A 24,490-nucleotide genomic window follows, 5' to 3' on the forward strand; every position below is an offset into this window, starting at 1 on the left:
TAACTCCGCTCAGGCCAGTTTTTTTGGCCTTCACCGTATTTCAAAGTCTTTACCATTCTTTGAGAATTCCGATTGGTTCAAACGCCATCTTCCGAAATGGCATTGCCGGCTGGCAGCCCGTTTACCCAACGCATTATGTCGGTGCCGCGGTATCGGATCTTGCGCTGACCAATGCGTACGAACTGCGGACCGGTGCGGTTTGCCCGCCAACGACGAACAGAATGCACCGACACTCCACAAAATGCGGCTACGTCGTGATCAGCATAGAGATGGTCAGGTTGTATGGTCATGACTGTCTTCTCCCGGGAGGAAGCAGACAATTTCGGCATACCGCTCCTCCCCTCGTGTTGGGGATGGATGAGGATGCCGAACGACCTCTACAAGCTATCTAAACCTGACGTTAACGCTTCATATCCGGTTGTCAATGCGCGGAAGACTGCAATCAGTGGCGCTGAAATCGAGGCCGCCCGACCACTACTCATCTGAATACACTAGGCGTAGGTTCGATGGTCGCGCCGTGCAGGTTAGGGAACATGTGTTGGATGCGTTTCAGACGCTGTAGATCGAGCCAGAACAAGTGCGACATGGACAATCCTCCTACCGCCCTTGAAACATGATGGCGTCACCGATGGAGTCGGATAAACCAATGGCCGCTCAGAACGGCGAACCCGTCGTCCGACGAAAATCTTTAGATGACGGCAGTGAGCCCAAAGCGGCCGTGCTCGCGCGGTGTCTATCTCACCAAGTGTATGAATGCTTTCGCTCTAAGTTCTGGCCCCGCCAGAAGGCACGGCCTTAAGTCCGGTGACTGCTCTACGTCGCGAGCGGTTGCGGTGCCATGCGTCGTAAAGTGTAGTGTCGAGAGGAAAATATGTTCAGAAAGAAGGTCTTTTCGTGCGAGCATTGTCATCAAATGATCGCTTGAAATCAGGCTAGGGTTAAAATGAACGGCGCTCAATCACTCGTAAAAACCCTTTTGAACAATGGTGTGAATACGGTTTTTGCAAATCCCGGCACCTCGGAAATGCACTTTGTCGCTGCCTTGGATGAACACTCAGAGATGAATTGCATTCTTTGCCTGTTTGAAGGCGGCACGACGGGTGCTGCAGACGGGTATTTTCGCATGAAGCGAAACGTCGCGGGCACGCTCCTGCATCTTGCACCCGGCTTTGGCAACGCCTTTGCCAATCTGCACAATGCCCGAAAAGCGGGGTCCGGGATCGTGAATGTTGTGGGCGATCACGCAACGCATCACCTGCATTATGAAAGTCCTTTGAAGGGAGACATCCTAGGTATCAGCCAGGCGGTCAGTCATTGGACGCGTGTGTCGTCCAATGCCACTGACGTAGCAACGGACGGAGCGGCTGCGGTTCAGGCGGCCCGCGCGCGCAACGGTCAGATTGCAACGCTGGTCCTGCCTGCCGACACAGCTTGGAACGCAGCGAACGCAGCGGCAAACCGATTGGACAACCGAGAACGCCTCCATAGACCGTCAACAAGCGATTTAGAGGCCGCGGCGGCCCGGCTTGTGACGCCGAACGCCGCGCTGATGATTGGCGGATCAGCTCTGTTTGGACCCCAGCGTGAACTGGCTGGCAAGATCGCTGCCGCGACGGGGTGCCGTTTGTTGGCTGATACTCTGATACCGCGCATTTCCAAAGGCGCAGGAACAGCAAGGCTAGACCAACTGGTCTATCCGATATCGCCCAAGATCGCTCAGCTTGAAGCAACCTCTTCGATCACTCTGCTTGGCACAGATAGGCCAGTCGCCTTTTTTGCCTATCCCGGGAAACCGAGCGTGCCCGAACCTCCGCATTGCCCCATTACGGACTTGTGCAAGCCCACAGATGATATCGAGTGGACGCTGCAAGCGCTCGCCGACGCGGTCGGGGTCACAAGCAAAACGGCGACAGAAACCCATCCGCTCGACCTGCCAGACATTCCCATCGGACAGTTGACCCTCGAAAAAGTTGGTTTGGCGTTGGCCGCGTTGATCCCGGAAAACGCGATCATCTGCAATGAATCCGTGACGTCCGGGTTTCATGTCATACCACCGACAGCTACCGCCCACCCGCATGACCTACTCGCAGGCACCGGCGGCGCGATTGGGTTGTGTTTGCCTTGTGCGACGGGTGCGGCTATCGCCTGCCCCGACCGAAAAGTCATCGCCCTAACCGGCGACGGGTCCGCCATGTATACTCTTCAATCATTGTGGACCATGGCCCGCGAAAACCTGGACGTGACAATCGTTGTGTTTGCGAACCGCGGTTATCAAATCCTGCGCGATGAACTCACAAACGTCGGCGTGGCGAGCTATGGTCAGAATGCTCAGGCTATGTTTGACGTGGTGAACCCGACGTTGGACTGGGTTTCGCTGGCGAAAGGCCATGGTATTCCGGGGACACGCGCAGATGACATGGACAGCTTCGTAAAGGCGCTCTCCGCCGGTCTCTCCAGCGAAGGGCCATCGCTGATTGAAGTTGTGTGTCCACCGACCGCATGAGTGTTCTGACACGGTACCTGAAAAGCAGATGAGACTAGCGGTGCAAATCGCGGATCAATTTTATTTGATATTGTGAAATGACTTTGCGATGGACCAAACGGTGGCCAGATTACCGCTTTGTACACAAGGCAGCCATTCACACACCGCACAGCGAACGACTGGAACGAGCCCTCAGCTGACGTTGCCAAGGAGGCCTCAGCGAGCCGAAAGAAAGCCTCTGCTGGAAAATCGTCGTCGATACTCAGCAGGGCTAAGACCAGTCATCTTTTTGAACAGGCGCCGGAACGCTCGGGAATCTGAATACCCGACGGCCTCTGAGACAGCTTCGACACTGTGGTCGTCCATCTCCAGAAATTGCTTGGCCTCCTCGACCCTAAGCGACTGCACATAGTCTTTGGGGCTGTAGCCCGTTGCCGCGCGGAAGCGTCGGTCGAACGTACGTCGCGGGAGGCCAGAGCGAGAGATCATCCGCGCTACTGCGTCACGCTTTCCATAAGCATCGGCGAGCCAGGTCTGGCATTCCTGAATGACTGCGTCGTCGCTCTGCGACCTTCTCTTGGGAGCTGCGTAGTGTCTTTGGCCGTCGGGTTTTGGATCGACACAATAGAACCGCGCTGATTTCGCTGCGTGCTCCGGTCCGATGTAGCGCGCAATCAGGTAAAGCGCGAGGTCCTGCCAGGATGCCATACCACCTGACATCACGATGCAGTCTCCCTCTCCTGCAAAAGTAAGCGTGCGGTCCGGACAGAAAGCCACGCGCGGATAACGCTTCTCAAAAACCTCAGCCATGGACCAGTGCGCCGTTGCCTCTTGATCGTCAAGAAGCCCAGCGTCCGCCAAGAGCGCCGAGCCAGAACATGCCGTTGCCAGGCGCGCGCCTGCCGAATGTCGCTTGACGATCCAGTCGATCTCCGGCCCCAAAACTTCTTTCGGCGAGGTCATCATACCGATCCTGAAGTTTGGCAGGCAGATGATCTCTGCGTCGTCTGCTTCTTCAAGCGTCGCGTCAGGTGCCACTGGGACGCGGCTTATGCAGCGGAATGGCTCCTTGGCTCTGGCGACGATCCTAACTCGTGTCATCGGCGGGGTGGGGGCGCCCTCGGTGAGGTAGGACCACGCAGACCCTACTGACGTCAGCAAATCATAGATGCCGTAGAGAATGGCGCCCCGGCAACTCTCGGCCGCAAGGATGTCGATCCGCAGAGGTTCAGCGATGAAATCCCTAGTTGTCATTTTCATACTCTCCTCTTCGAATCCGATGGCCGATTTGGCCCTCTTGTGGCCGGTTCGACCCTGACAAATGCGTTTTTCGTCCACCAGTTTGGAGCAGACTACAAAAGCACGCGAGGAAAATCATGACCTACGAAGCTTTCAAGTTTGCGGAAAAAGAGGGATGGGACGCCCGCGCTGCCGCCTATGACGACTTCACCGGGCGGGTGACAACCAGCGCGATTCCGACGCTTCTAGCGATGGCCGAATTGGCCCCTGGCAAACGTATTCTAGACCTTTGCTGCGGCACCGGAAGGGCTGCGGGCGCAGCAATCGCACTTGGCGCTGACGCCGAAGGCGTTGATGTATCTGCGTCGATGGTCAAGGTGGCGCAAAGCGCTTTCCCCGCGGCACGCTTTGTAACCGGCGATGCCGAGGCGATACCGAAAGATGATGCTATTTTCGATGTTGTGATTTGCTCGTTTGGGATAATGCATGTGGGCAGCCCGGAAATCATGTTCAACGAGATTGCGCGCGTTTTGAAACCCGGTGGGCGAGTAGCACTCAGCCATTGGATTGGACCGCCACAGTCACCGTTGTTCCGGATCGTCTTTGGCACGATGCAGAGCCTTGCGGACATATCCGTCGTGCCTGCGTCACCGCCCCCATTCGCTCTTTCTTCGGAAGATACCATGCGAGAGAAATTGGAAGCGGCTGGATTTAGGGAGTTTTCAAGCTCCAGAGTTCCACTGGTCTTCAAAGCTCCGAAAGGACAGTTCGTTAAACATTTCCGCAACTTCGCTGCAAGGGCGGCCATAATTCTCGACAATCAGAATGAAGACGTCCTGGAAGAAATCTACTCCTCTTGGGATACCCAGTTAAAGGATTTTCTCGATGGCGAGGAATACCACGTTCCGATGCCTGCCATAGCAGCGACTGCCGTCCGAGGTGCGTAGATCCATGATGATCTTTCGACCTATGCTCGCACCGAACGGAGTTGGAGTAACCCGGCTCAAGAACAAGGAGCGCACGACATGGATATTGCGGGAAAGCCAGCTCTCGTCGTCGGCGGCAGCGGAGGCCTCGGCCGCCGATTGGTAGAAAGGCTCGCCGAGGCAGGCGCCGACGTCGCCGTGGGTTATAGCGGCGGCCAGGATCGCGTGGCCGAGGCCTGCGACGCTGTCGAAAAGCGCGGACGCCGGGCGGTTGCTGTTCGGCTCGACCTGCGCGACCCAGCCTCGGTCGAAGCAGGTGTAGCGCAGGCGGCAGAGGCACTGGGCGGCCTCGCAATCCTGATGAACGCCGCCGGCGCGGCCGGGGGGCCGCCGGCGGGCGATCTCGTCGCCTACGACCCCGAAACCTGGGACCGCATCAGCGACATCAACTTCCGTGGCCCCTTCCTCGTCTCCCGAGCCGCGGCACCGCATCTGCGTGCCGCACGGGGCGCTATCGTCAATTTCGGCTCGACTATCGGACACGGGACCTGGGGCGCCGACCGGGCCTTTCAACCGACGAAGGCCGCCGTCTCGGGCCTGACCCGGTTCCTTGCGGCCACGCTGGCGCCGGAAGTGCGTGTGAACTGCGTGGCGCCGGGTTTGATGGAGAACACGGTTATGAGCAGCGGGGCGCCGGAAAGCTTCGTTTCAACGTGGCGCGAGGCGGCGACACTGAAGAAGACCACTTCCATCGACGACGTGGCGGAGCAGGCGCTGACCTTTTGCAGGGCGGAGACTGTCACCGGGCAGACGCTGGTCATCGACGGGGGGCTGACCTTCCGATAGTTCCTCACTCAGTATCGAGAAGCTAACCTGACACTCAATTCACGGTGGCTTTGTCCCGCATTGCGGTCTTTGCCCCGTTTTCAGCCAACGTCCGCTTCTAATAAGAAGCCGACGTTGACGTTAAGCCTTTTTGTGGATCCTTACCCTAGGGAACTAACCAGAACTCGCCGAGTTCAGACAGCGTATCCTCCCATCGAAATTGGGCTTCGAAACGCCGGTCGATAATGGTGGATTTGTCATAGGTTCCAGCTAGCCCAGGGCGCTTGTGGCCGATCATTCTTTCGGCAGTGTCAAAGTCGATCCCAAGTTCGCTCAAGCCGGTACGGTATGTGCGGCGCAGGCCGTGGATAGACAGGCGGTCGTCGCCGAATGCTTTACGGACCGGAATGATCCGCTTTGACCAGCCGGACATTGGCGATCCGGGTTTGCGATGACTGGAGAAGATCAAGTCGTCGGTTTCACCGATGATCGCGCAAGCAACCTCCGCGAGATTTTCCAGCAACGCGCGGGACAGAAGACCCAGCGGGACTGTGTGTTCAGTCCCGCTCTTGGTACGGTCTGCGGGGACTGTCCAGATCGAGAGATTGGCGTCGAGCTCCGTCCAACGCATGTGAGCGACTTCGTTGCGGCGTTGGCCGGTCAGAAGTGTGAAGCGCAGAAATGCTTGGAATATCGGATCATGAGAGGAGCTGACAGCCTTCAGGAACCGCTTAATCTGGTCTGGGGTATTCATGGTCCATTGGCCGCCCGAGAGGCGCTGCGCGCGTGTCTGGCGCGGTCTACGGTAGCCTGCGAGGGGCGAGACAGGGATATGTCCCTTGTCTGCTGCGAAGTTCAGAAATCCAGTGGCGTTCTTGCGGAAGTAGTCGGCAGCGCCGGGACGACCGGATTTCTGGATACCGTCAATGATCGCGGTCAGGTCGAGGCGTGTCAGATCACCGATTGGACGCGAGCGGTGCGGGTTTAGGTTCGCGCGCAGCGATTGCATCATGTCGTTCGTACGGACGATCTGGCGCGCGATCAGGTCCTGTTCGTAAAGGTCTAGAAGCTGGGCGGTTCGGATCGCGCCGATCTGAGGGACGCGCGGATCGATACCGTTGCGCAGATCGAGGATATTGGCGCGTGCGAGGTCGCGCGCCTGTTTGAGAGTGATTGCGCGGGTGTCACCGATCTTGATCTGGACGCGCTTGGCTTGACGACCGGTCCCAAGGCGTGAGCGGAGGATGTAGACCTTAGTGTCGGTCCCGATGCGCACCGCGAGGCCGGGAACATCCGTGTCATTGATTTCGTGTCGTTGGGCGCCTGGTTTTGCTGCGCGGACCTTAGCTTCGGTTAGGGCCTCGCGCTGGGCGCTGGGTTTGGGGCTGACCGGAACGATCTTTAGGGCAGTTTGGGTCATAAACCGTTTTCCTTTTTTTGGCGACCACATGGCGACCACCGTTACGCTCACTTATCGCAACATAACATAACCTAACGCAATAAAATGATAAAGAATTCAATTGATTCTAACTACTCTACGCGACCCAGCGCATGTCAGAGCACTCCCTTGGTAAGGGAGAGGTCGAGAGTTCAATTCTCTCCAGCAGCACCACTTCAAACTGAAATTTTCATTTTTATCAATTAGATACTCTTTATTCTGACGATTTGACCCCCCTTTTCATCCCCCCGAAAGTGTGGCACTATGCCGATGCACATACTAATTCGAAAAGGCTTCTTGCCTCGCCCATACCGCATCATTTTCACCACAGCAAATTGGTCGGGGCATCGTGTTTGCGCTCTTTCAGATTGGGGAAAAAGCCCCGATTCCATACCAACAACCGGAAGAATACTCTGTTCCTTTCTATCATTGTGGAAAGCGACGCCGCCTGGATAATATGCCCCATCAGGCAGGCTTTGAAGATTTTGGGCGGTATCACTGCATTCAGTAAAACAACCCGAACATTCCTGGACCGGCTTGCAAGTCAGGTTTTGTCAGGCTCTCACGACAAACGCCCCTGTGATGTGTGATTGAGTTCAACATTCCTAAACAGCGTCTCGGCGTAATAGTTTTAGCATTGGGCAGTGTATCCGACTGCGCCCCTTGGGGTTTTGATGCAAATTGCACCGAAACTGAACGAGTCGCCCAAAGCTCGTTTCCCCTGGCTGGGTGCTATTCCATTTCGGCTATCCAGTCTTTTAAGGCCTCGCAAAATTTCATGAGGTGCAAAAGGTGATATCCGCTCGCCTTTACCGGCTGCTGAAAATTAAGCCCGATATTTCCCGTCATAAAAACGGCGTTCACGATATCCCGGTATCGGATTGCCTGGGTATTGTGTGTGACGCGCTTCACTGACGCACACGACAGAATCAGCAACATTGGGTTCAGTTAAAGAGTTAGCGCTCATGTTGTGTTACGAGCGCAAGGTTTTTCACTGTCTTCCCTGTCAACTAGGGCGCGTTTGGTTAGAGCGCGCCCTTTTTCTTTCTTCATCAGCAGTCACTTCACTCAACTCTTTGGTACGCCTTTCGGCGCTGAACGAATGGTATAGCCCCTTCACTACGTACGTTGACCAGTGCCGGTGGTATTATCGAGCGCTTGCCGTCGTAGAGAATCCGCTCGTGGGCACGTCTCAAGTGAGGCCGGGGGCTGGCGCGTGTGCCACCGCGATCCACGCTTTCTTTTGTGGAACTGAGGGCAGTTAAATACTCACTTGCATCAGTATTGTAGTGCGCAGGGATGGGAGCCTTGCCGAGTCGCTTACGCCTTTTATTCGTCACGCTTGGCGCGCGTTTCAAATCTACCTGGCAGCCCCGCGTGTTTAGGATGGCTACAGCGAGCGGGTAATACGGTATTGCCGCTGATTTCCCTGTTTCGCCATCTCTCATTAACGATTTTGAGACCTTTGTATACATACCCGTTTCGGTATGGTGGAACACTAGTTCGGCCATGAAGGGAGCACGGCCTTGCTTCAGTACAAACTGATTGACCAAAACACTGGCATCAGGTTGAGGTCTGACGACTTCCAAAATCGTAAGCGGCTTGCTTTCACCTTGCGCTTCTGAGGGGGAGTAGTCCAGCACGAACGCCCAGGGATGTAATCCGAACGGCTGCAAAACCTGATCCTTGAGTCCTTGCAGTACGTCCACCACGCGAGCGAGGTTCAGTTTAGCGCTGCTGAATGAGCCGAGAGCAAAGATTCGACCTTCATCAACGATGCCTTGCGGAACTACTTCGTTACCCAAGCTGGGAACTAGCTCTAATGCGCGCTTCAATTTCATGCCAGCATCAATGCTCTATGTCTCTACCGAGCGCCAGTGGGCAATTGGACAAAAAACCAATATCGGGGGCTTGGGCCTTCTAATCCCGCTATCTTTTTCAGCCTGCTTATGTTGCAGCCTGCAACACTATTCGACCGCGCCCCTCAAAACTGCGAAGAGCGTTCGTGGTTTCGACTGCAATCTGCTTGTTGCCGTTGCCCGGATAAAGTGGAACCGACAGTTCCACTTTTCTTACGGATCTCACAAAGCTCTTTGCGCTTCGCCGGATGCTCGGACCTCTGAAGTTGATCCAGTTTCGCCCGTATCAGGCAGGCAGGTGGAACTGGCGGTTCCACCAGTGGGAATAGTTGGCCCACTGCCCCGAGCCTCCCAAAGTTCTTTTCTTTTAGCTAGGTGCTCGGACCTTTGAATTTGATCCCACTCCGACCGCATCAGGCAGGCTGGTGGGAACAGATGGCCCACCAGTAACCCGTTGCTCCAAAGCCCTTGTTTTCACCCGGCCTACCACCACCAGCGGAACTGATGGTTCCACTGCTCCGCGCCCGGCTTCAATTGGCTCAACTTGAGCCGATTGATTTTGCCGTTGGTGTGAAAAACTTAGATTTGAACCTGACCCCCTGCTACATCTGCTACTTCTGCTACACAGGCCGTGTAGCAATTACGTGGATTCTTCCACTGCGGATTGAAAGAATTGTGTTATTCAAATAGCAAATCCGCATGAAACACGAACCAGCAACACCCGGCACGGCTGCCCTGAACGCATACTCAATGAGGGAATCCGATGAAGAGCGAAACGCCGCTATGTGGGCTGCCTGTGCTTTGATGGCCTTGCACGATAAAAGGTCAGACGTGTTTCAGGAATATGATGAAAGCTGGGCCAACAAGCTGAGGCCATTAGGTTAGCGGATCTGTAGTGCCCGAAATGTCCTCCCGAACTAAGAAACAGCACATTGTCCCGCGATTCTATCTGAGCAAGTTTTGCGACGCAGATGGGATGGTTTGGACCTACTCAGGTGGAGACAAACCGCGCGGGGATAGACCTGAGGCAACAGCCGTCGAAACAAACTTTTACAGCCCAATCGGCGCAGAAGGTGAAAGGTTCGATGAGGCTGAAAAACTTCTGGCACAAATCGAAAGTAACGCAGCGCCACTTTGGGACAATCTCTGTGCAGGCGAGGTATTGGTCGGTGAACAGCGCGAGCACATTGGCGTGTTTCTAGCTGCCCAATATTTGCGCTCACCTTCTGCCATCCGGGCGGGTGCTGAATTGATGGCCTCGTTGGCGCATCACACAGCTCAGTCCATCGCCGCAGATAAAGAAACTCATGACCGATCCATCGACAGTTTCGAAAAGGATACCGGCAAGAAGATTTCCCCCGAAGAACGTGAAAAGATGAGGGAGTTTGTGAGAGACCCGAACAACTTTTCAATGAACGTCCTGCGCTCAGCTGGACTACCGATGCTGACGGGCTTGGAACAGCTTGCAAATATCTTCTTGAACATGAAGTGGGCTGTTGGGCACAGCGGGGAGCAACATCTGATTACATCGGACAGCCCGGTCACAAGAATTTCCGATCCAACCACTCACCATCCGGTGCATGGTGACGGCGCTTTCGCCAACAGAACAGTAAAGGTCCAATTCCCGCTTACACCAAATCGGCTCATTGAAATGACATGGCGGGGAGAAGAAAAAGAGGGGGTCGCCGAGATACCAAAGGCGTTGGCTCGAGAATTGAACGGCATTAGAGCGGCTCAGGCCGAACGCTTCGTGTATGCCTCGGAAAAAGACTACGGCATAACAAAGCTCTGCAAAAAGTGGTTGGAGCGAGAAAAACCGCCCAAGATTGTTGCTGCTGGCGATTCACCTGTAATCAATGTGAAACGTAAGCTTTAGTGAGGGTCGTGTTTCCCGACCTCTCGCCAAGGGGCATTTATTTTTTGTTAACCATTGTGTGCAAATTCTAACTACGACACCCGATTAGGATTTCCCAAATGGATCATGAATTTCTTCGTCGAGCAAACGAGGTGGAGCTAAGGCTGAAGGCGGATGGCTTGCTTGGAACGGCTGCGTCAATTCGACAGTTGGTATTCAGTTCTGGGAACACGTTGGAAAGCCAAACTACACAAGCGAAAGAAGATGACGCGTTATGTGGACAAGTTACCTCAACTGGCTAGACCACCAAATTTCCGCATTTCTACAATCAGCTTCATCATACTACCGCGACCCAAACAGATTTTCTCGCAAGGCGGCGATGGCGCAAAAGAAACCCCACGCCGAAAATGGAGGATGGATCGGCATGGGGCTATTTGCGGGGTTTTCGACTTTCAGACGTAGGCCACTCTCACACAGACCTACGTCTTCATTCGTCCCCGGGTATTGCAACGCTCGTTGAGAAACGCACAACCTGTTCAGTATATGATAGTCTTAGCAAATTGTTGTCCGAGTTTGGCAAACCCACCAAGGAAGATAGCCAGATTGGTTAAAACACCTTTCTTGGATTGATGGAAACGCAGCAAGATGAGCATTACGGGCGGGAACACTAGTGGTTTGCCAAGCTTCAGAATGAACCTGATAATAAGGTATGCCAAATACGTTGCAGTCGGGAGACAAATTAATACGAGCGAAACGTATCCAAGCAGCTCTCTAACAGCTTTGTCTGGGTTGGCATCTCCAAAATCTATGAAATATGTGTGATTGATCAAATAGAAAATCCACTGCGATAGAACCAGCGCCATGGAAAGGAGTATGTCCAAAAGAAAGAAAAACATCTTCTTAAGACTGGACCCAGGAGAGTAAAGCCTTTTCATACAGAAAATTGTGAAAGACACTGAAAAGAAAAGCGAAATAATCCAGGTCGGGATTGAGAGAAGCACAGGCCGAAGGATATCAGTAAAATTAACATCGACTTTGACAGGTGGGCAAGGCGCAGCACTATTGCTGAGAATCTGATCCCAGCAAACTTCAGAGTAAGAAAGTTCTCTTGGAAGCCAAAAGAAGAAAAAAGCCAACAGACAGATTAATACAATCAGTATGAAAGCTGTTACGCGTAGCAATCGGTTCATGGAGAAAGCAGGCGTACCGAAAACAAGAAGTGCAAGACTGCGAACATACTGAATGTCCTCCAAGAATATTTCTCCATAACGTGCCTCTCCTAAGTGTAGCCAAGCAGAACCTACCCATTCCCGAATGGCTGCACGTTTTTCTTCCCCCAACAACCAATCGAGAAATACTAGGATTGAGACAATAGAAGCCACGGCAAAGAAAAACTCGTCAGCAAAACCCTCAAAGAAAGTTGCCATGTCTCATTTGCTCCAAGTACTGGGCTGCTTCGAGTGCAAATTATTGATAGGCCCGGGCATCTCAGTTTTATGGCTGTATAGAGAACTTCGCCACAACCGGTCTATGGTCTGGCCCTCCAACCTTTTCAGCATCGCAATACGCGCTTTCGGTTTCGTATATCGTGACATCGATTGTATTTATGTTTGGACCTTCCTTTAAGAAGAAGTGATCCAGCATGGAGTCGAAATCGTCACTGCATTGCGTTTTTATTGGGTTTTGCGGTCGCTCCCACGTCATCACGCTTTCAAGGGTTTTGAACGCGTCGGAGTCCTGATTTCCATCGGCGCTGGATGGTTGTACCGGAATGTTGAAATCACCGGTCAATATCACCTGCACATCGGACCTTTCGATCCATGCTTTGATGATTTCTGCTTGATGTGCGCGGGTATTCTTACCGTCACCGCAGCATTTCAAATGAACATTTCCAACGTAGAACTCGACACCAGTGTCTTTGTCCTGCAATCGTATGAACAATGCTCCGCGAAGGTTCCAGTCTGGCTCACCCAACCGTCCACCTATCGCTCCAGGCTTGGACCTTATGCCATGGAGTTCAACGTTTTCGACCTGCCTGAACCGGGATGAATTGTAGACGATAGCCAGTTGGTCATCTCTGCGGTGCTGCTGAGAAATCGTACCGCTTTCGCTCACGATGGCGCGGTAACTGCTTCTGCGCCCGACCGCTCCCGCCGCAACTGTGTATTCTTCCACTGCGCTAATGCCAGCCACCTCTTGCAATGCCCACACATCAACCTTCCCGACGCCGCGTATTGTGCGGCTCACCATGAATGGCTGGGTATCTGAGGCGGATTCGGTGTTTAGCGTGCCAACTGAAAAGTCTTGGGCGTAGGCAGATGTAAAAGGGAAAAGCATCAAAAATGCTGCTAAGAACCTCATAGAAATCTCCAATATTCATCAATCAATGGAACGACAATACATGCCTTTCGTTGGTTCTTCTAAGGATTTTTTCCGACACCTGACTGTCCGTTCATTGCGTCCTTCGCGGCGCAAGACGACAACCTAGATTCCGAAAAGTCGCTAGATTTTGGAACAAGCAGGTTTTGCTAGCTTAATCCGATAAGTGTTACGCTTGTCTTTGTTTAATACCTGGAAATTTGATTATGCCCCGAGAAGACAGACATCCCAACGCAGAAATAAACCCGCTGATTGCTAAGCTCCAGGAGCGGACTCTAACCATCCTTCAGGACCCATTGAGTGAAGAAACCCGCAAGGCTCGCCGGAACCTTCTCACCTTTTGTGCTGTGTCTATGTTCTTTGCATTGGGAGGAATTGTACCAAAAGAAATCAGTGCGCTGGGTGTTGAACTGACGGTCACGAACCAGAAGTACTTGTATTTGGTTGCCGTGCTGATTGTGGTCTATATGGCGGTGACCTTTTTGGTGTACGTCGCAGCAGACACCCAACGCCTCCTGATCGCCTACCGGGCTTTCAAAGGAGACTTCAACATGGTGAAAGACGCAGCGAATGACCGTTTCCAAGACAGGTTGCTTTTAAGAGGAAGGGCTTGGAAAGGAACTGTCTTGTTACGCGCGGTCTGGGAATTGCTTGTGCCTTTACTGGTCGCCCTTGCGGCGATAATCGCTCTCCAGAACACGACCATCCCAATGTGACTCTGTGCTGCACGCGCAGTTAAGAAATTAGGCAGCAGCTAAGGGATGAAAAGGTAGGTGAAAGTTGCAGGGAATTGGCAGTTCAATTCAGAAGGGCCTGAACTGGTATACGGGAAGGCTCGCAGTGTTTTTTGCGGCATTTGTGCTTTACGCAATTAGTCAGACGCTCGACGACCTGACCCGGTATGATTTTGACGGGCCAAAAAATATTACGTTTTGAAAATTCTTCTGGGGTACAAAACTCGACGAGGTCTGGACGGATGGCTACTGGATCACATCAAAGATATCCTTGCTTTTGTGCTACGCTATTCTTTTTCTGAATTTCTTTGCAGGAGGCTTAACAGTCACGGAAGTTATTCAAAGCAAGGCACTACGGTCCCTCCCAGAACACATTGCCGACAAGTGGGAACTGCTGATGTGGTACGCCATCGGTGTTCCAATGATGACAATTTTCTATTTTGAGTTGAGAATATTCAGCAACATCGGTGGAGCATTTGTTTCAGGGTTCGCAGGAGGGCTAGATTGGTAAATTTGCCGGTGAATCTTTGTTTGTGGCTATTGGCTGACGTGACCTCTATTTGCGCTGCTCTGAAGGCCCGCAGGTCAATCAACCACCAATTTGTTACCGACCGCCCATCTGGCCCCGCGTGGCCGTAGAACATCCAGTCTCAATGGTCGTTCACTATCTTGGAAAGTTCCGTCTCGGCTCCGGTGGGTAGCTTGGCCCGTATCGAGAATTGATGCGGGTATCTTGACGCATATTCAACCGTTGTAGAACAATGATCCAAATGAGTTTTGGCAATGACTGCCAGCTTTGTTCGTTGTGCAGCACATTTGCAAGGATTGTCAGATTGGTTTTGGAGTGAATGCGGTGAGCCACGAGAACAGAAACAAGCACCTAGACTTCATCATGGCTTCAATCTCCCGAATGGCGCAAAACTCCTTCCTTGCCAGAGGTTGGTGTGTGACGCTTACAAGTGCACTTTTGGCGGTGCTTTCCAGACTTGAGGAACCACCGACATACACATTGGTGCTTGTTCCAATCGTACTATTCTGGGTAGTGGATGCATATTACCTTAAACTGGAGCGAGAGTTTCGTGGATTATATGACATCGTAAGGCTTCTCCCCGAAGGTGAAATCGATTTCTCCATGAATGCTCGGCAAGCCCAAGGAAACGTATCAATCGCCAACACTTTGTTTTCTGGTATTCTCGTGTTCATCTACGGAGGTCTAATTCTCTTAGTGGTTTTCTTTATTTTTTTCTTGGAAAAGTGACATGCGCCCATTGAAAATCTTCGTCGTCGGCCCTCATGAACCAGAGCGCTACCGAGCAATCAAGCTATATGTTGAGAGGTTCGTCAGTAGAGCTCAAGGAGAGCACGAAGTTGATGTGGTCACACCAATCGACAACCCCACCACAGACAGATTCAACGATTGGATCTTCGGTCAAATTGATACCTGCGACCTCATTATTGCCGACATGACGGGCTTTAATCCGAATGTTGTCTATGAAGTTGCTTTTGCGCACACACTTGGAACACCATGCATTTACCTACAGTTCGGGCAGGACGAAAGCGACCGCGAGACCGCCCTACAGATAAGTCACTATTTCAAATTCAGTCTTATGGCTGAGGCCGACGAAGCCAGCCTATATTCTGAGATAGATGCAGCTGATTTGGAAACTGGTCGCGTAGATAGTTTAGATAGATCACTATCGCTTTTTCTGAACGAGAGCTCTATTTCAGGAGAAACAATAATCTCCGAATACTACGGAGCTTTTCCAGCCGACGCGGAGTTCATGCGTGGACTGGCAGAAAGCTACTATCGGAATTACCTCGGCTTCATACTGGAAGCCAGACCACCTGAGGAATTCAAAGACCTAGACTTCAAAATTGTTGTGCCCGACACGTTCGAGGTTACAGACGCGGACATAAACCGCGTAAAGGACGACAAGCTACCGAGCAAATATACCATTTTTCCGCAGGCGTTGAATTCAATGGAACGCGCTCTTGGGGTTAGTAGACACAGCAATGAAAAAGCCGAGTTCTTCTACGACATACCAACCATTATTTTGACTGTCACTTTGAGCTCAAAGTACAAGAAAATTGCTGACAGTGCCTACTTTTCCAGCGTCGATAGAGACGCGCTTACGGACCGTCTGGCAAGAAAATTCGTGTCTGCAATCTGGGACTCCATTCGCGACCATCGACGGTCGATTAGGTTTCCCACTAAGCAACTGCATTTTGTTTGGCTCAGCGAACTGACGGGATATTGGCACGACGATGTCGCTTTGATGAACGATGTTCCATTTGATAGACCTGATGGCTTCTAGCAAATGTCATTGCTGAACATCGAAAAACAGGAGACTTTCGATGAGTGAATTTGGCTGGAGTTACGGCAAAAGCGGGCTCGGATTGCGTGAAGACGAGTTCTCCTGGCAGGCGTCAATTGAAGCGGACAAATTCTTCTTTCTAAGACGCCTTAAGAATGAACCAAATGTTCTGTCGGACTTTGCCCTTGGGTCTGTCGACGAACATACGGCTTCCAAACATGTCGCAGAGTTTCTTTCAATTACTGGATCAAGCTCACTGGGCGAGAAAATAGTTCTGACTTCAATTGGGTCTGCGGATTCGGATAGACAACGGGCCTTGGCGGCATCCGAACCTTTGGTCAGAGTTCTAACGCACGCACTAAATAGGCTGAGTTTGGTTCCTAAACACGTTGGCATCGATAAGCTTCGCAGCCAGTGGTGTTTGGTTGTGTCTGTCTGATATCCAACGACTCGCGATTTCGCGACAATTGAGACTGTCTATCCTCAAATATGAGAAATAGCCGTCGATGCGCACGTGCTCCGGCAACCGGTCTGCATCAGCGCAGACTATAGCATTGAACTTGTTGCCAGTCAGGTCGCCTCCCTGTCAACTGGCGCGCGCTTGATTTAAGTGCGCCCTTTTCTTTACCAACGGAGCTCTGAGCTGAGCGCTCTTTCGGGGAAAAACCTCGATGCATTCATAGCCGCACTAACAGCAACCAACGAGTTCCGTATGCTAGCCAATTGGTCCAGGCAGGGACGCCGCTTGTAGTAGTTGCGAAACAATTGGGTCATTCTAACACAGATACGGTTAACCGGACCTATAGGCATCTTTGCTGTGACTCGATTGAATCGGAGATTGCTCGCAGATTTGCTCCGTTGAAGAAGGCTCATAACGATCCGCGTCTTAAAGACCTTAGAAATTCCTTGCAGGAGAAAGCTGAGCTCTGTTGGTCGTGGCCAGAGAAAAACAGGAGCCGAGCTACCGGATCCGTAGTCAAAGTCCTCAGACGCAAAGAAGACGAGTTGCGAGAATGAGGAAGGAAGGGGCATTTACTTTTTGTTAACCATTGGGTGCAAATTCTAACTACGAGACCCGATTAGGATTTCCCGAATGGATCATGAATTTCTTCGTCGAGCAAACGAGGTGGAGCTAAAGCTGAAGGCGGATGGCTTGCTTGGAACGGCTGCGGCAATTCGACAGTTGGTATTCAGTTCTTGGAACACTTTGGCAAGTCAAACGACACAAGCGAAAGAAGATGACAAGTTACTTGGGCAATTTACCTCAACCGACTAGACCACCAAATTTCCGCTTTTCTACAATCAGCTACATCATAACACCGCGACCCAAACAGATTTTCTCGCAAGGCCTCAGTGGCCCAAAAGAAACCCCACGCCGAAAATGGGGAATGGATCGGCATGGGGTTATTTGCGGAAATTTCGACTTTCAGATGTAGGCCACTCTCACACAAACCTGCGCCTTCACTCTCAAAACGTCGAACTCCAAATTGAGTTACTCGAAACATAGAACTCGTAAACAGTACTTGATACTGGCAGTAGCACCCTGCGACCAAATCCAAAGTAAAAGCTTCTGAAAGGGCAATATTTGCGCTTGATTGGAGTGCAATCCGGCAACAGTGGAATCATGCAGCGCTACTGTTCAAGTTTTGTAAACGGAATGGTGGCTGTTACGAAATGGCTTGTTATCGATTAACTACTTTGCGCAGGATAGAGTCTGGCGACTCAAATAGTGCCTAAGCTTCGCTACAAACGCCGCAATCGGATCGAGATCATGTTTGGCAGATTGAAGAACCGGCGCTGTATGGCGATGTGGTAAGACCGGAGCCCCAACGCCTTCCTCTCGGCAATCGCTCTCGCTGCTTTGGTCATCTATTGCCTATGAGTCTCGAGCCTAACGGTTAACGGCATTCTACGAATGTTGTAAAGCCGGCGGCTAGATCCGCAACTTCTTCTGGTTCTAATTTTTTATCGTCTAGGCTAAGAATGGGGATGATAGCATTCTGTGCTAAGAATAGTTTTGCAATTTCTCCTCGAACAGCAAAATTTACATTCTGTGGTGTGTCTCCTAGAGCGTCGGCCACTAATTGTTCGTTCAATTTTGAGACGACCACGCCGACGACCTCACCGTCCGATGCAAGCAACGGACCACCTGAGTTTCCGCTTTGAATCGGACTAGTAATTTGCATGGTGCTAAAGTCGCCTCCCACACCCTTCAAAGAAGAAACAGATCCGCGAGTGACATTGAGACCGCCGAGGAGGCCAGCATACGGGTAACCAACTGCGGTGACATCCGAATTCAATCTCGCAGGACTTGCCGAAAACACTGCGACACCCTTATCAACTGGTGCGTCGTATTTTAGTAGCGCTAGGTCGTAGTCTTCAGACGAAGCGACCACAATTGCTGGCCTATTATCAACGAACACTTCTTTACAGCCGTATACGACATGCTGGTTCGTAAGAACATGTCCTGCTTGCGAAACAATAAAGCCACTTCCAGCACTTGCTTTAGTGCTGGTGCCTGAAGCCTCCGGGTTTTCAATAGTTGGTTCATCCGCTTCTTCGAGGGCAGCGACAAGTTGCTGAATAACTCTATCAAGTTTGCCGTTGTTAGAAATATCTAGTGGATCGGCCCGACCTTTTGAAATGCTAGAGGCCACAGCTCCAAGAACGTGGCCGTCCAGTTTGCTCGCAGACAGCATAACGGTTGACCAACTCCCATTTACGAAATCCGACCTGGTATAAAGCGAAGAGCCATCTTTTTTTGTTGCTGAGGAGACGGCGAGGTCTTTTTTCCTAACTGTGTAGGGATTGCTGACCAACTGATGAGATTGGACGGTATAGTCATGAAGACGTTGGGCGGTTTCAACCGAGTGAATGCCCACGGAAATGGAAAAGCTGCTGTTTGTGTGACGGTAATTCAAAAAGTAGTCGGAATCAGTTTCGCGATCAATGGTATCTACCGGCCATAGGAAAGATAACCCCAAGCTCTCAAAGTACTGGATATCCCAACCGTCTTGGGACATGCGCTCGAATAGGGTCCAAGCCAGAAACGCCATGTGCCAGTCTTCGGGCGCTGAATCGAACACTTCTCGAGAATAGTCGTCAAGCGCTCGATTACTGATCTCGCCCCACGCCCCATCTAACAGGCCATGATAATAACCCTCAAATGCAAGTGCAGTCTGCAGAAATCGCCTGTCTTCGTAGCTAAGATTGGCCGCGTCAAACCCTTGTAGCAACGCTTCAAAGTCTTGCGAACGTGCAATTGAAGGAAAAAACACGCCGGCAAGAGTAATAACTACAATCAGCTTACGCAGTACTTTCATCAAACAACTCAGCAGTCCGAACGATTTTTGCAATAGTCTACATGTTAGAAAGGGTATTTCTAAGAGGGCAACGATTGATTTCTGAATCGCATGAAAGATCAAGCATTGCTTGAGCCCCGCGCCACAACGAAGGGCGGTTCTTTAGTAATCGACCTAAGGAAGAACCATTTGAAGCATGTTCCTTCAGCGTTTCGCTTGTCGCACATCACAAGTTTCGCTGCATTCGCCTCAGTAGTCCCGTGCCTGATCAGCGCCAGTCAGAAGTCTCGAAGGTCAATTAACCATCAGCTACCAACAACTTGCCCATCTGGTCCTGTATGGCCGTAAAACACCCTGACTCCGTGGGGCCGTTCGCTATCTTGGAAAGATCCGTCTCAGCGCTTGTCGGCAGCATAGCACGTATAGTCAATTGATGCGAGGTTCTAGTAGCGTGCCAGGATCGTCCCATCCTAGCGGTGCTACACATGGACACTAGCCAAAAGTTTGCGTAACACTCGAAGGTAGGGGAAGCACGTGTTTAAGAAAAATGACTGAATTTTTTTTGAAGTTTTCCAGTTTGTTCGCCGGCGCTGTTTTGTTGGGAACTTTTGTCGACTCGAAGCTGGCGGCGATTGACAATTCTATCGGAACAAAAAGAGCAACTCTCGCGGCAACGCTAAGAGCTGCTGAGAATGAGATATTTAAGAAATTTCTGCTTTCGGAGAATAGCGTCACCTCCTACCTAATTCGTTCCGTCCAAGTTTCATTGATCTTTTCGCTCTCAGTTATCGTCTTGCAATCAATTTTCTACTCGGAAACGCCTGATGAAATTTCAGCATTGTTGTATAAATTTATGGATTTTCCTTTGCTCTTCGTTCTGCTGTTAGTCGGGAATTGCCTAATAGACTCATTATCATATTATCAAACTTCAGTAGTTGTTTCCTTCATGACTGCTAAACAGAAGTTTGAAGAAGCGGTGCCGAAACAAAGGGTCCTTTTGCTGCACAGATTCAAGTGCTTCATTCTTGCCTTCTGTGACCTTGTGGCTTCAGTTAAGATATTCACATTGACTATGCCGCTGGTAGTTATTCTTGCGCTATTGCCCGCAGTGTCGAGTTTGAATTCGGAAGCTGACAACTTTGAGGTTGCAGTGACCTCAAGTGAAATGATTGACTACACCGGTCGTTCAGCAACTGCTGCAAGCAGTATTCGTCTCTTTGATGGAACTTGGCACACTTTCCATATCACGGTGGCAGCCTTGCCAAGCGGCATAGGTCGCGATTTTGTTAAAGGCATTCTGCTAAATGGCCACGACGCTGAATTACTGCGAACCGAATTTTCTACGCCGTCCCGCGATGAGTTGTTGGAGTCCTTCCCAAATATCGGATCTGAATTTGTTCCGACAGAGCAGGTGACGGATTATTTTTCAGTAGCACAGATGCAAATTGAAAGGACACCATGGCAAATCTATCAAACGTCTTTCTTTCAATACGATTTTCTTGAAAACCTCTTCTTAAAGGTACTGTGGAAAGAGTTTATCTTCATAGATGTACGGTATTTCTTAGGGTACGGAGACGGAATGTCCGCACCTCGCCGTGGGCTATGCATATACGAGTCGACAGACCATGAAGAGTGTTCCAGTGTAATATTGATTCAAGAGGACTCGCCTAGCGAGGAGTTGGTCGGGCTCCAGTATGCAGTTGATTTTATGTCTGCGGATGTACCCTACAGTTCGTTTTTCATATCATCTATTTTGGCTTCCATACTGTTTTATACCTCTGTTATTGGCCTATGGGTACGCCGGGCCGCTTTAATTAAAGTTCCTGTTTTAGGCAGCGTTATGAGTAGGCCGATAACGAGTTTACTCGTTGTATTGTCGTTTTTTTTAGCCATAGCTTAGGCTTAGAACCCACAGAAATCAGTACGGGCCGACCATTGATGACTCTTGGCGCTGCGGACAAACCCCCTTTTGAGGACTCAGCAAAAATCACCAACGCGCAGCCTGTTCCGCCTCCCCGATGCTTCCATTTTGAAGTGATCCGTCGTTGTCTCGATCAAGAACCCAAAACATGCGCTTAACTGGCATTGCTTTCGTCCCTTAATTCTTGCGCGGCGATTTCAAAGGCTTTTGCTCGCTCTGCGTCGGTCATTTCTTCGACGCGCTTGCCAATCGTTTTGGCGGCATAGGCACGGCGCTTGAACTCGAGCTCGGATTCGCCCTCGCTTCGCATAATTTGACCTAAATTGGTTCCAGCTATGATGGCATGGTGAATCACCGAAGGACCGCTCTGCCGCCCATCTTTTGCTGGAACTATGCAAGTGAAGAGAATTTTGCGCGGGAGGAAAGTGTGCGAGGCAGTTTCCAGTTTTTTCAATCTGTTTTTAATCGTCATCACCGCATTCCTTCAGTTCCTGATCCGCGACGGCATAGGCAGCCGTCAGTTCTTCCGCATTCATATTTTCAGTGAGCTTGCCGCCCGCCCTGATGGCATGGACGCGTCTCCTGAACTCAATTTCGGACTCCTCGTCATGGGGCTCTATCCACTCGAAACCGAACCCTGGGATGCTTGCTAGTCCAATGGATTTTTCGATAATTCGACTAGTTTCCTCAGTGCCCTCTTTGATGTCGTGAATCTGATAGAAAACGATGAGCGGAACAGTTGCGACCGTCGAACGTGCCTCCAGTTTCGTCAATCGACGTTTGATGCTCATATCAACTGTTCTCCGTCAGATTTGTTTGGCTGCACCCTGCGGCATCCAAGAAGCATTGGAAAAGTTTTGCGTTCGAGACTGATTGCTTAGAAAGCTCGATGCACTTACGAGCTACTTCCTCATCCACCCGGCCATCCAGAATAAGGGCTGCAACCTCAACGGGGGATACATTGGCCGTCAACTGACTCAATGGGGTATCACGCATCCGTTCTGCAGTATTTTGCAGCTGCTTGGTAAGCTGTTCCGCTGCGCCTGATTTCGATACCGCCGTCATCAGCTTTCTGCTTTCGAGCGCTGCCAATCTGTTCCTAATACTCATTTTGCTGCCTCCAATGCCGCTATCCGGCGTTCCAGTTCGGTTGTTTCCAGCACCCGCCTGTACTGCTCAACGAGCCCCATGACGGTCGCACCCTCCAGTGGTGTAATCTCACCATCTGAAACTGCCTTCAGCACCGCCTGCGAGGCTTTTGAGGCCTCGCCAGCAGTGCTGATAGGCGGAAGCTCAAAGCTAATCGGAGCGTCCTTTCTGGTGGGCGCTATCCGCTCCAGGCAGAGACGCAGGGCCGTGCTGTCACCCTCCAGCGCCATCTGAACCGCCTTTTGCGTGATTTGCTCAGATTGGCCCTCAAGAAGTTCCTCGACGGCCCGTGTAACCCTGTGCCGGGTTCCTCTGGGCTTTCCAGGGTTGCCTTGCGCAAATTTACCGCTCTCGTCCGTGTACGTATTGGCCACGTTTTTTCGTTCGGATTCATCCGTCATTGCTCTTGCCTCGCTGTGTTGGGTTGTTGGTGCAGAAGGTGTCCGTTTCCCCCAGACCCCATGGTAGATAAGGATGTCATCAATATTGAGCCGGGGACCCTTCCCCAAAGGGGTGTTTCCGGCGCAGATTTTGAGCCGCCCTGTCATCATTTTTGAGCCGCCTTTTTCTTCTCCGGCGCAAATTCTAAGACGGTGCTGTCATCATTTTGATGACGGGGTTTTTCTTTTCCATTAGTCCCTTTGGGGTTGTGAGTTGGGGCTTTCACCACAGGGAAATCCGCCCCCTCCGACCACTGCTTGTATAGCCGACGACCGCTGTCTCCGTGCGCGGTAGGCAGGGATATCTCTGTCAGTTCAAATAGGGGTGAAGTCGCAACACCACTCTCACCAAGCTTTGGAGGTTTGGTAACCGCTATGAAACCCTTGGCCTGCAATTCACGGAAGGCATTCGCGACCGTATTGCGAGCGACACCCTGACGCTCGGCGGCCTGCCGAACGCTTAGACTGATCCTGCCGTTGTTGTTTGCCTGAGGTCCGCGCCACTCAAGCTTAAGCCATGGATACAGCGCCTGCGCGGTTGAAGAGAGGGCCCGCCAAGCGGGCTCCTCCATCATGTTGCGAACAAGCTTTGTGAAGTGCTCGCCGCGTTTCTCGTTTCGCTTGTCGCGCCCCATCTACGCAGCCTCCACCTTGCTGAGCGCGTCTATGAACTCAGGCAGCAGCTCAGCCTTGAAGGCGACTCCTTGCTTCCCAGGCAGCATCTCTCCATCTTTTGAGATGAAGAACACGCGGATGTTGATAAGGTCATGCCCTTGGAAGTCGTCTCGGCTGACGCGGAATTCCTCACGGCTGTTCTTCGGGATCTGGGAGATGAGGGCCATTAGCGGCCCTCCCCATAGTACAGCGTTGCGACGATACGTGCAGCGGCTTCAGAAAGGCCGTGCTTGCGGCGAAGTGCGTGGATTTGAAGGTCGCGGGTTCTCATGCCGCCACCTCGCCGGTCTCAATCAGTTCCACTTTGCTGACGAGGAAATAGATGCCGAATTTCTGGCGTCCGGTGTCTGCATCGCCCCGATACATCCTGCATTCGATGTTCACGCCATCATCGCGGCGCAGAGGTAGAACCTGATCCGAAAGTCGGCAATAGCTGGCTGCAAAGAGCGGCGACTTCATCAGCCCCTCAAGGACTTGGCGCTTGTGCTTGGATGCGTAGATTTCGCGCGGTTCTTGACCCGGATCAGTGACCCGGTACAGCGCCGGGGCCGTGAGATTGGGAAGGTCTGCCCAGCGATACACGCGCAGTGCATTTGCGGGTGGAAGTTCAGTTTTGATTGTTTGGTTTTGCTCGAAAGTAACCATTTATTGTCCTTCTTTTGTTGAAAGACATCGGGCTTTCGGCTATCCTCTCAGTACCACCTAAAAGAATTCGCCTCCGCCCGTGCCTCGGGTGGGGGTTTCTTTTAGGCGGCAACCTGTTTCTCGATTGCGGTGTCGATATCGGCCTCATTCCAATAGAGACGAGAGCCGAACTTGATGGGTTCTGGGAGACGGCCCAGTTCAACGTCGCGGTAGACGCTAGAGCGGCTGCGACCGCCCAACTTGGCTTGCAGGTCTTGGAAGGAAAGCAGTTTCATTGCTGTGCTCCATGGTGGGTCATGGAGCAAG

The 24,490-nt window shown here is 51.8% G+C and carries 26 protein-coding genes and 1 pseudogene; 12 read left to right on the top strand and 15 right to left on the bottom strand.

All coding sequences use genetic code 11. From position 1 onward, the window contains the following. Nucleotides 1-77 precede the first annotated feature (77 nt). Entirely contained in the window at nt 78-290 is a 213-nt protein-coding gene (locus GOW40_RS13040) for an AlpA family transcriptional regulator (RefSeq protein WP_171231017.1), read from the bottom strand. A 653-nt stretch (nt 291-943) separates the two neighbouring features. Here GOW40_RS13040 and GOW40_RS13045 point away from each other — a divergent pair. Beyond that, nucleotides 944-2,503, top strand: a complete 1,560-nt coding sequence (locus GOW40_RS13045) for an acetolactate synthase large subunit (protein WP_171231018.1) — start codon at nt 944-946, stop codon at nt 2,501-2,503. A 195-nt stretch (nt 2,504-2,698) separates the two neighbouring features. On the opposite strand, the gene GOW40_RS13050 is transcribed toward GOW40_RS13045, so the two are convergent. Continuing rightward, nucleotides 2,699-3,820 (bottom strand): helix-turn-helix domain-containing protein, encoded by a 1,122-nt coding sequence (locus GOW40_RS13050; protein ID WP_171231019.1) that lies wholly within the window; start codon nt 3,818-3,820, stop codon nt 2,699-2,701. A gap of 38 nt (nt 3,821-3,858) precedes the next feature. Here GOW40_RS13050 and GOW40_RS13055 point away from each other — a divergent pair, with 38 nt between their 5' ends. Together GOW40_RS13055 and GOW40_RS13060 are read left to right on the top strand one after the other, a co-directional pair. After that, the gene (locus tag GOW40_RS13055; protein WP_171231020.1) at nt 3,859-4,668 is read left to right on the top strand and encodes a class I SAM-dependent methyltransferase; all 810 of its coding nucleotides are present in this window, start codon (nt 3,859-3,861) and stop codon (nt 4,666-4,668) included. Between the two features lie 78 nt (nt 4,669-4,746). After that, the gene (locus tag GOW40_RS13060; protein ID WP_171231021.1) at nt 4,747-5,493 is read left to right on the top strand and encodes an SDR family NAD(P)-dependent oxidoreductase; all 747 of its coding nucleotides are present in this window, start codon (nt 4,747-4,749) and stop codon (nt 5,491-5,493) included. Nucleotides 5,494-5,638: 145 nt separating this feature from the next. Here GOW40_RS13060 and GOW40_RS13065 read toward each other — a convergent pair whose 3' ends face one another. Then, nucleotides 5,639-6,892 carry a site-specific integrase gene (locus tag GOW40_RS13065; protein ID WP_171231022.1) on the bottom strand — a complete coding sequence of 418 codons (1,254 nt, stop codon included), beginning with the start codon at nt 6,890-6,892 and terminating at the stop codon, nt 5,639-5,641. A gap of 1,082 nt (nt 6,893-7,974) precedes the next feature. Continuing rightward, nucleotides 7,975-8,751, bottom strand: a complete 777-nt coding sequence (locus GOW40_RS13070; RefSeq protein ID WP_171231023.1) for a hypothetical protein — start codon at nt 8,749-8,751, stop codon at nt 7,975-7,977. Between the two features lie 717 nt (nt 8,752-9,468). Here GOW40_RS13070 and GOW40_RS13075 point away from each other — a divergent pair. Further along, the gene (locus tag GOW40_RS13075; RefSeq protein WP_171231024.1) at nt 9,469-9,654 is read left to right on the top strand and encodes a hypothetical protein; all 186 of its coding nucleotides are present in this window, start codon (nt 9,469-9,471) and stop codon (nt 9,652-9,654) included. Between the two features lie 19 nt (nt 9,655-9,673). Next, the gene (locus GOW40_RS13080; protein ID WP_256367857.1) at nt 9,674-10,645 is read left to right on the top strand and encodes a DUF4238 domain-containing protein; all 972 of its coding nucleotides are present in this window, start codon (nt 9,674-9,676) and stop codon (nt 10,643-10,645) included. A 515-nt stretch (nt 10,646-11,160) separates the two neighbouring features. Here GOW40_RS13080 and GOW40_RS13085 read toward each other — a convergent pair. Further along, nucleotides 11,161-12,051, bottom strand: coding sequence for a hypothetical protein (locus GOW40_RS13085; protein ID WP_171231026.1), 891 nt, complete (start codon nt 12,049-12,051; stop codon nt 11,161-11,163). 67 nt (nt 12,052-12,118) lie between these two features. Then, nucleotides 12,119-12,985 carry a hypothetical protein gene (locus tag GOW40_RS13090; RefSeq protein ID WP_171231027.1) on the bottom strand — a complete coding sequence of 289 codons (867 nt, stop codon included), beginning with the start codon at nt 12,983-12,985 and terminating at the stop codon, nt 12,119-12,121. Nucleotides 12,986-13,209: 224 nt separating this feature from the next. On the opposite strand from GOW40_RS13090, the gene GOW40_RS13095 reads away from it, so the two are divergent. From GOW40_RS13095 to GOW40_RS13120, 6 genes and pseudogenes are all read left to right on the top strand, one after another. Beyond that, nucleotides 13,210-13,719, top strand: a complete 510-nt coding sequence (locus GOW40_RS13095) for a hypothetical protein (protein WP_171231028.1) — start codon at nt 13,210-13,212, stop codon at nt 13,717-13,719. Nucleotides 13,720-14,590: 871 nt separating this feature from the next. Next, nucleotides 14,591-14,995 (top strand): hypothetical protein, encoded by a 405-nt coding sequence (locus GOW40_RS13100; RefSeq protein ID WP_171231029.1) that lies wholly within the window; start codon nt 14,591-14,593, stop codon nt 14,993-14,995. Between the two features lies 1 nt (nt 14,996). Next, nucleotides 14,997-16,052 carry an STING domain-containing protein gene (locus tag GOW40_RS13105; protein WP_171231030.1) on the top strand — a complete coding sequence of 352 codons (1,056 nt, stop codon included), beginning with the start codon at nt 14,997-14,999 and terminating at the stop codon, nt 16,050-16,052. Nucleotides 16,053-16,092: 40 nt separating this feature from the next. Continuing rightward, nucleotides 16,093-16,491, top strand: a complete 399-nt coding sequence (locus tag GOW40_RS13110) for a hypothetical protein (protein WP_171231031.1) — start codon at nt 16,093-16,095, stop codon at nt 16,489-16,491. 654 nt (nt 16,492-17,145) lie between these two features. Continuing rightward, nucleotides 17,146-17,328 carry a hypothetical protein gene (locus GOW40_RS13115; protein ID WP_171231032.1) on the top strand — a complete coding sequence of 61 codons (183 nt, stop codon included), beginning with the start codon at nt 17,146-17,148 and terminating at the stop codon, nt 17,326-17,328. Between the two features lie 459 nt (nt 17,329-17,787). Then, a pseudogene (locus GOW40_RS13120) lies at nt 17,788-17,934 on the top strand (transposase); the annotation flags it as partial. A 16-nt stretch (nt 17,935-17,950) separates the two neighbouring features. Here GOW40_RS13120 and GOW40_RS13125 read toward each other — a convergent pair. After that, complete coding sequence (locus GOW40_RS13125; protein ID WP_171231033.1) at nt 17,951-19,375, bottom strand: S1C family serine protease; 1,425 nt, start codon at nt 19,373-19,375, stop codon at nt 17,951-17,953. Between the two features lie 526 nt (nt 19,376-19,901). On the opposite strand from GOW40_RS13125, the gene GOW40_RS13130 reads away from it, so the two are divergent. Further along, nucleotides 19,902-21,254 (top strand): hypothetical protein, encoded by a 1,353-nt coding sequence (locus GOW40_RS13130; RefSeq protein WP_171231034.1) that lies wholly within the window; start codon nt 19,902-19,904, stop codon nt 21,252-21,254. A gap of 175 nt (nt 21,255-21,429) precedes the next feature. Here GOW40_RS13130 and GOW40_RS13135 read toward each other — a convergent pair whose 3' ends face one another. The 8 genes from GOW40_RS13135 to GOW40_RS13170 form a co-directional block, all read right to left on the bottom strand. After that, nucleotides 21,430-21,747: a hypothetical protein gene (locus tag GOW40_RS13135; protein WP_171231035.1), complete on the bottom strand. Its 318-nt coding sequence runs from the start codon at nt 21,745-21,747 to the stop codon at nt 21,430-21,432. Next, nucleotides 21,737-22,066: a hypothetical protein gene (locus tag GOW40_RS13140; protein ID WP_171231036.1), complete on the bottom strand. Its 330-nt coding sequence runs from the start codon at nt 22,064-22,066 to the stop codon at nt 21,737-21,739. Before GOW40_RS13140 ends, GOW40_RS13135 begins: the two co-directional genes overlap by 11 nt. A gap of 1 nt (nt 22,067) precedes the next feature. Continuing rightward, nucleotides 22,068-22,367, bottom strand: coding sequence for a hypothetical protein (locus tag GOW40_RS13145; protein WP_217352304.1), 300 nt, complete (start codon nt 22,365-22,367; stop codon nt 22,068-22,070). A gap of 14 nt (nt 22,368-22,381) precedes the next feature. Further along, nucleotides 22,382-22,825 (bottom strand): DUF5681 domain-containing protein, encoded by a 444-nt coding sequence (locus GOW40_RS13150; protein WP_171231038.1) that lies wholly within the window; start codon nt 22,823-22,825, stop codon nt 22,382-22,384. Between the two features lie 146 nt (nt 22,826-22,971). Further along, nucleotides 22,972-23,499, bottom strand: coding sequence for a hypothetical protein (locus GOW40_RS13155; RefSeq protein ID WP_171231039.1), 528 nt, complete (start codon nt 23,497-23,499; stop codon nt 22,972-22,974). Beyond that, entirely contained in the window at nt 23,500-23,706 is a 207-nt protein-coding gene (locus GOW40_RS13160; RefSeq protein ID WP_171231040.1) for a transcriptional coactivator p15/PC4 family protein, read from the bottom strand. Between the two features lie 100 nt (nt 23,707-23,806). Beyond that, a complete protein-coding gene (locus GOW40_RS13165) occupies nt 23,807-24,184 on the bottom strand; it encodes a hypothetical protein (RefSeq protein WP_171231041.1) in 378 nt (125 codons plus the stop codon). A 101-nt stretch (nt 24,185-24,285) separates the two neighbouring features. Continuing rightward, the gene (locus GOW40_RS13170) at nt 24,286-24,459 is read right to left on the bottom strand and encodes an AlpA family transcriptional regulator (RefSeq protein WP_171231042.1); all 174 of its coding nucleotides are present in this window, start codon (nt 24,457-24,459) and stop codon (nt 24,286-24,288) included. Nucleotides 24,460-24,490 lie beyond the last annotated feature (31 nt).

The sequence above is a fragment of the Ruegeria sp. HKCCA6707 genome (assembly GCF_013033515.1).
GTDB lineage: Bacteria > Pseudomonadota > Alphaproteobacteria > Rhodobacterales > Rhodobacteraceae > Ruegeria.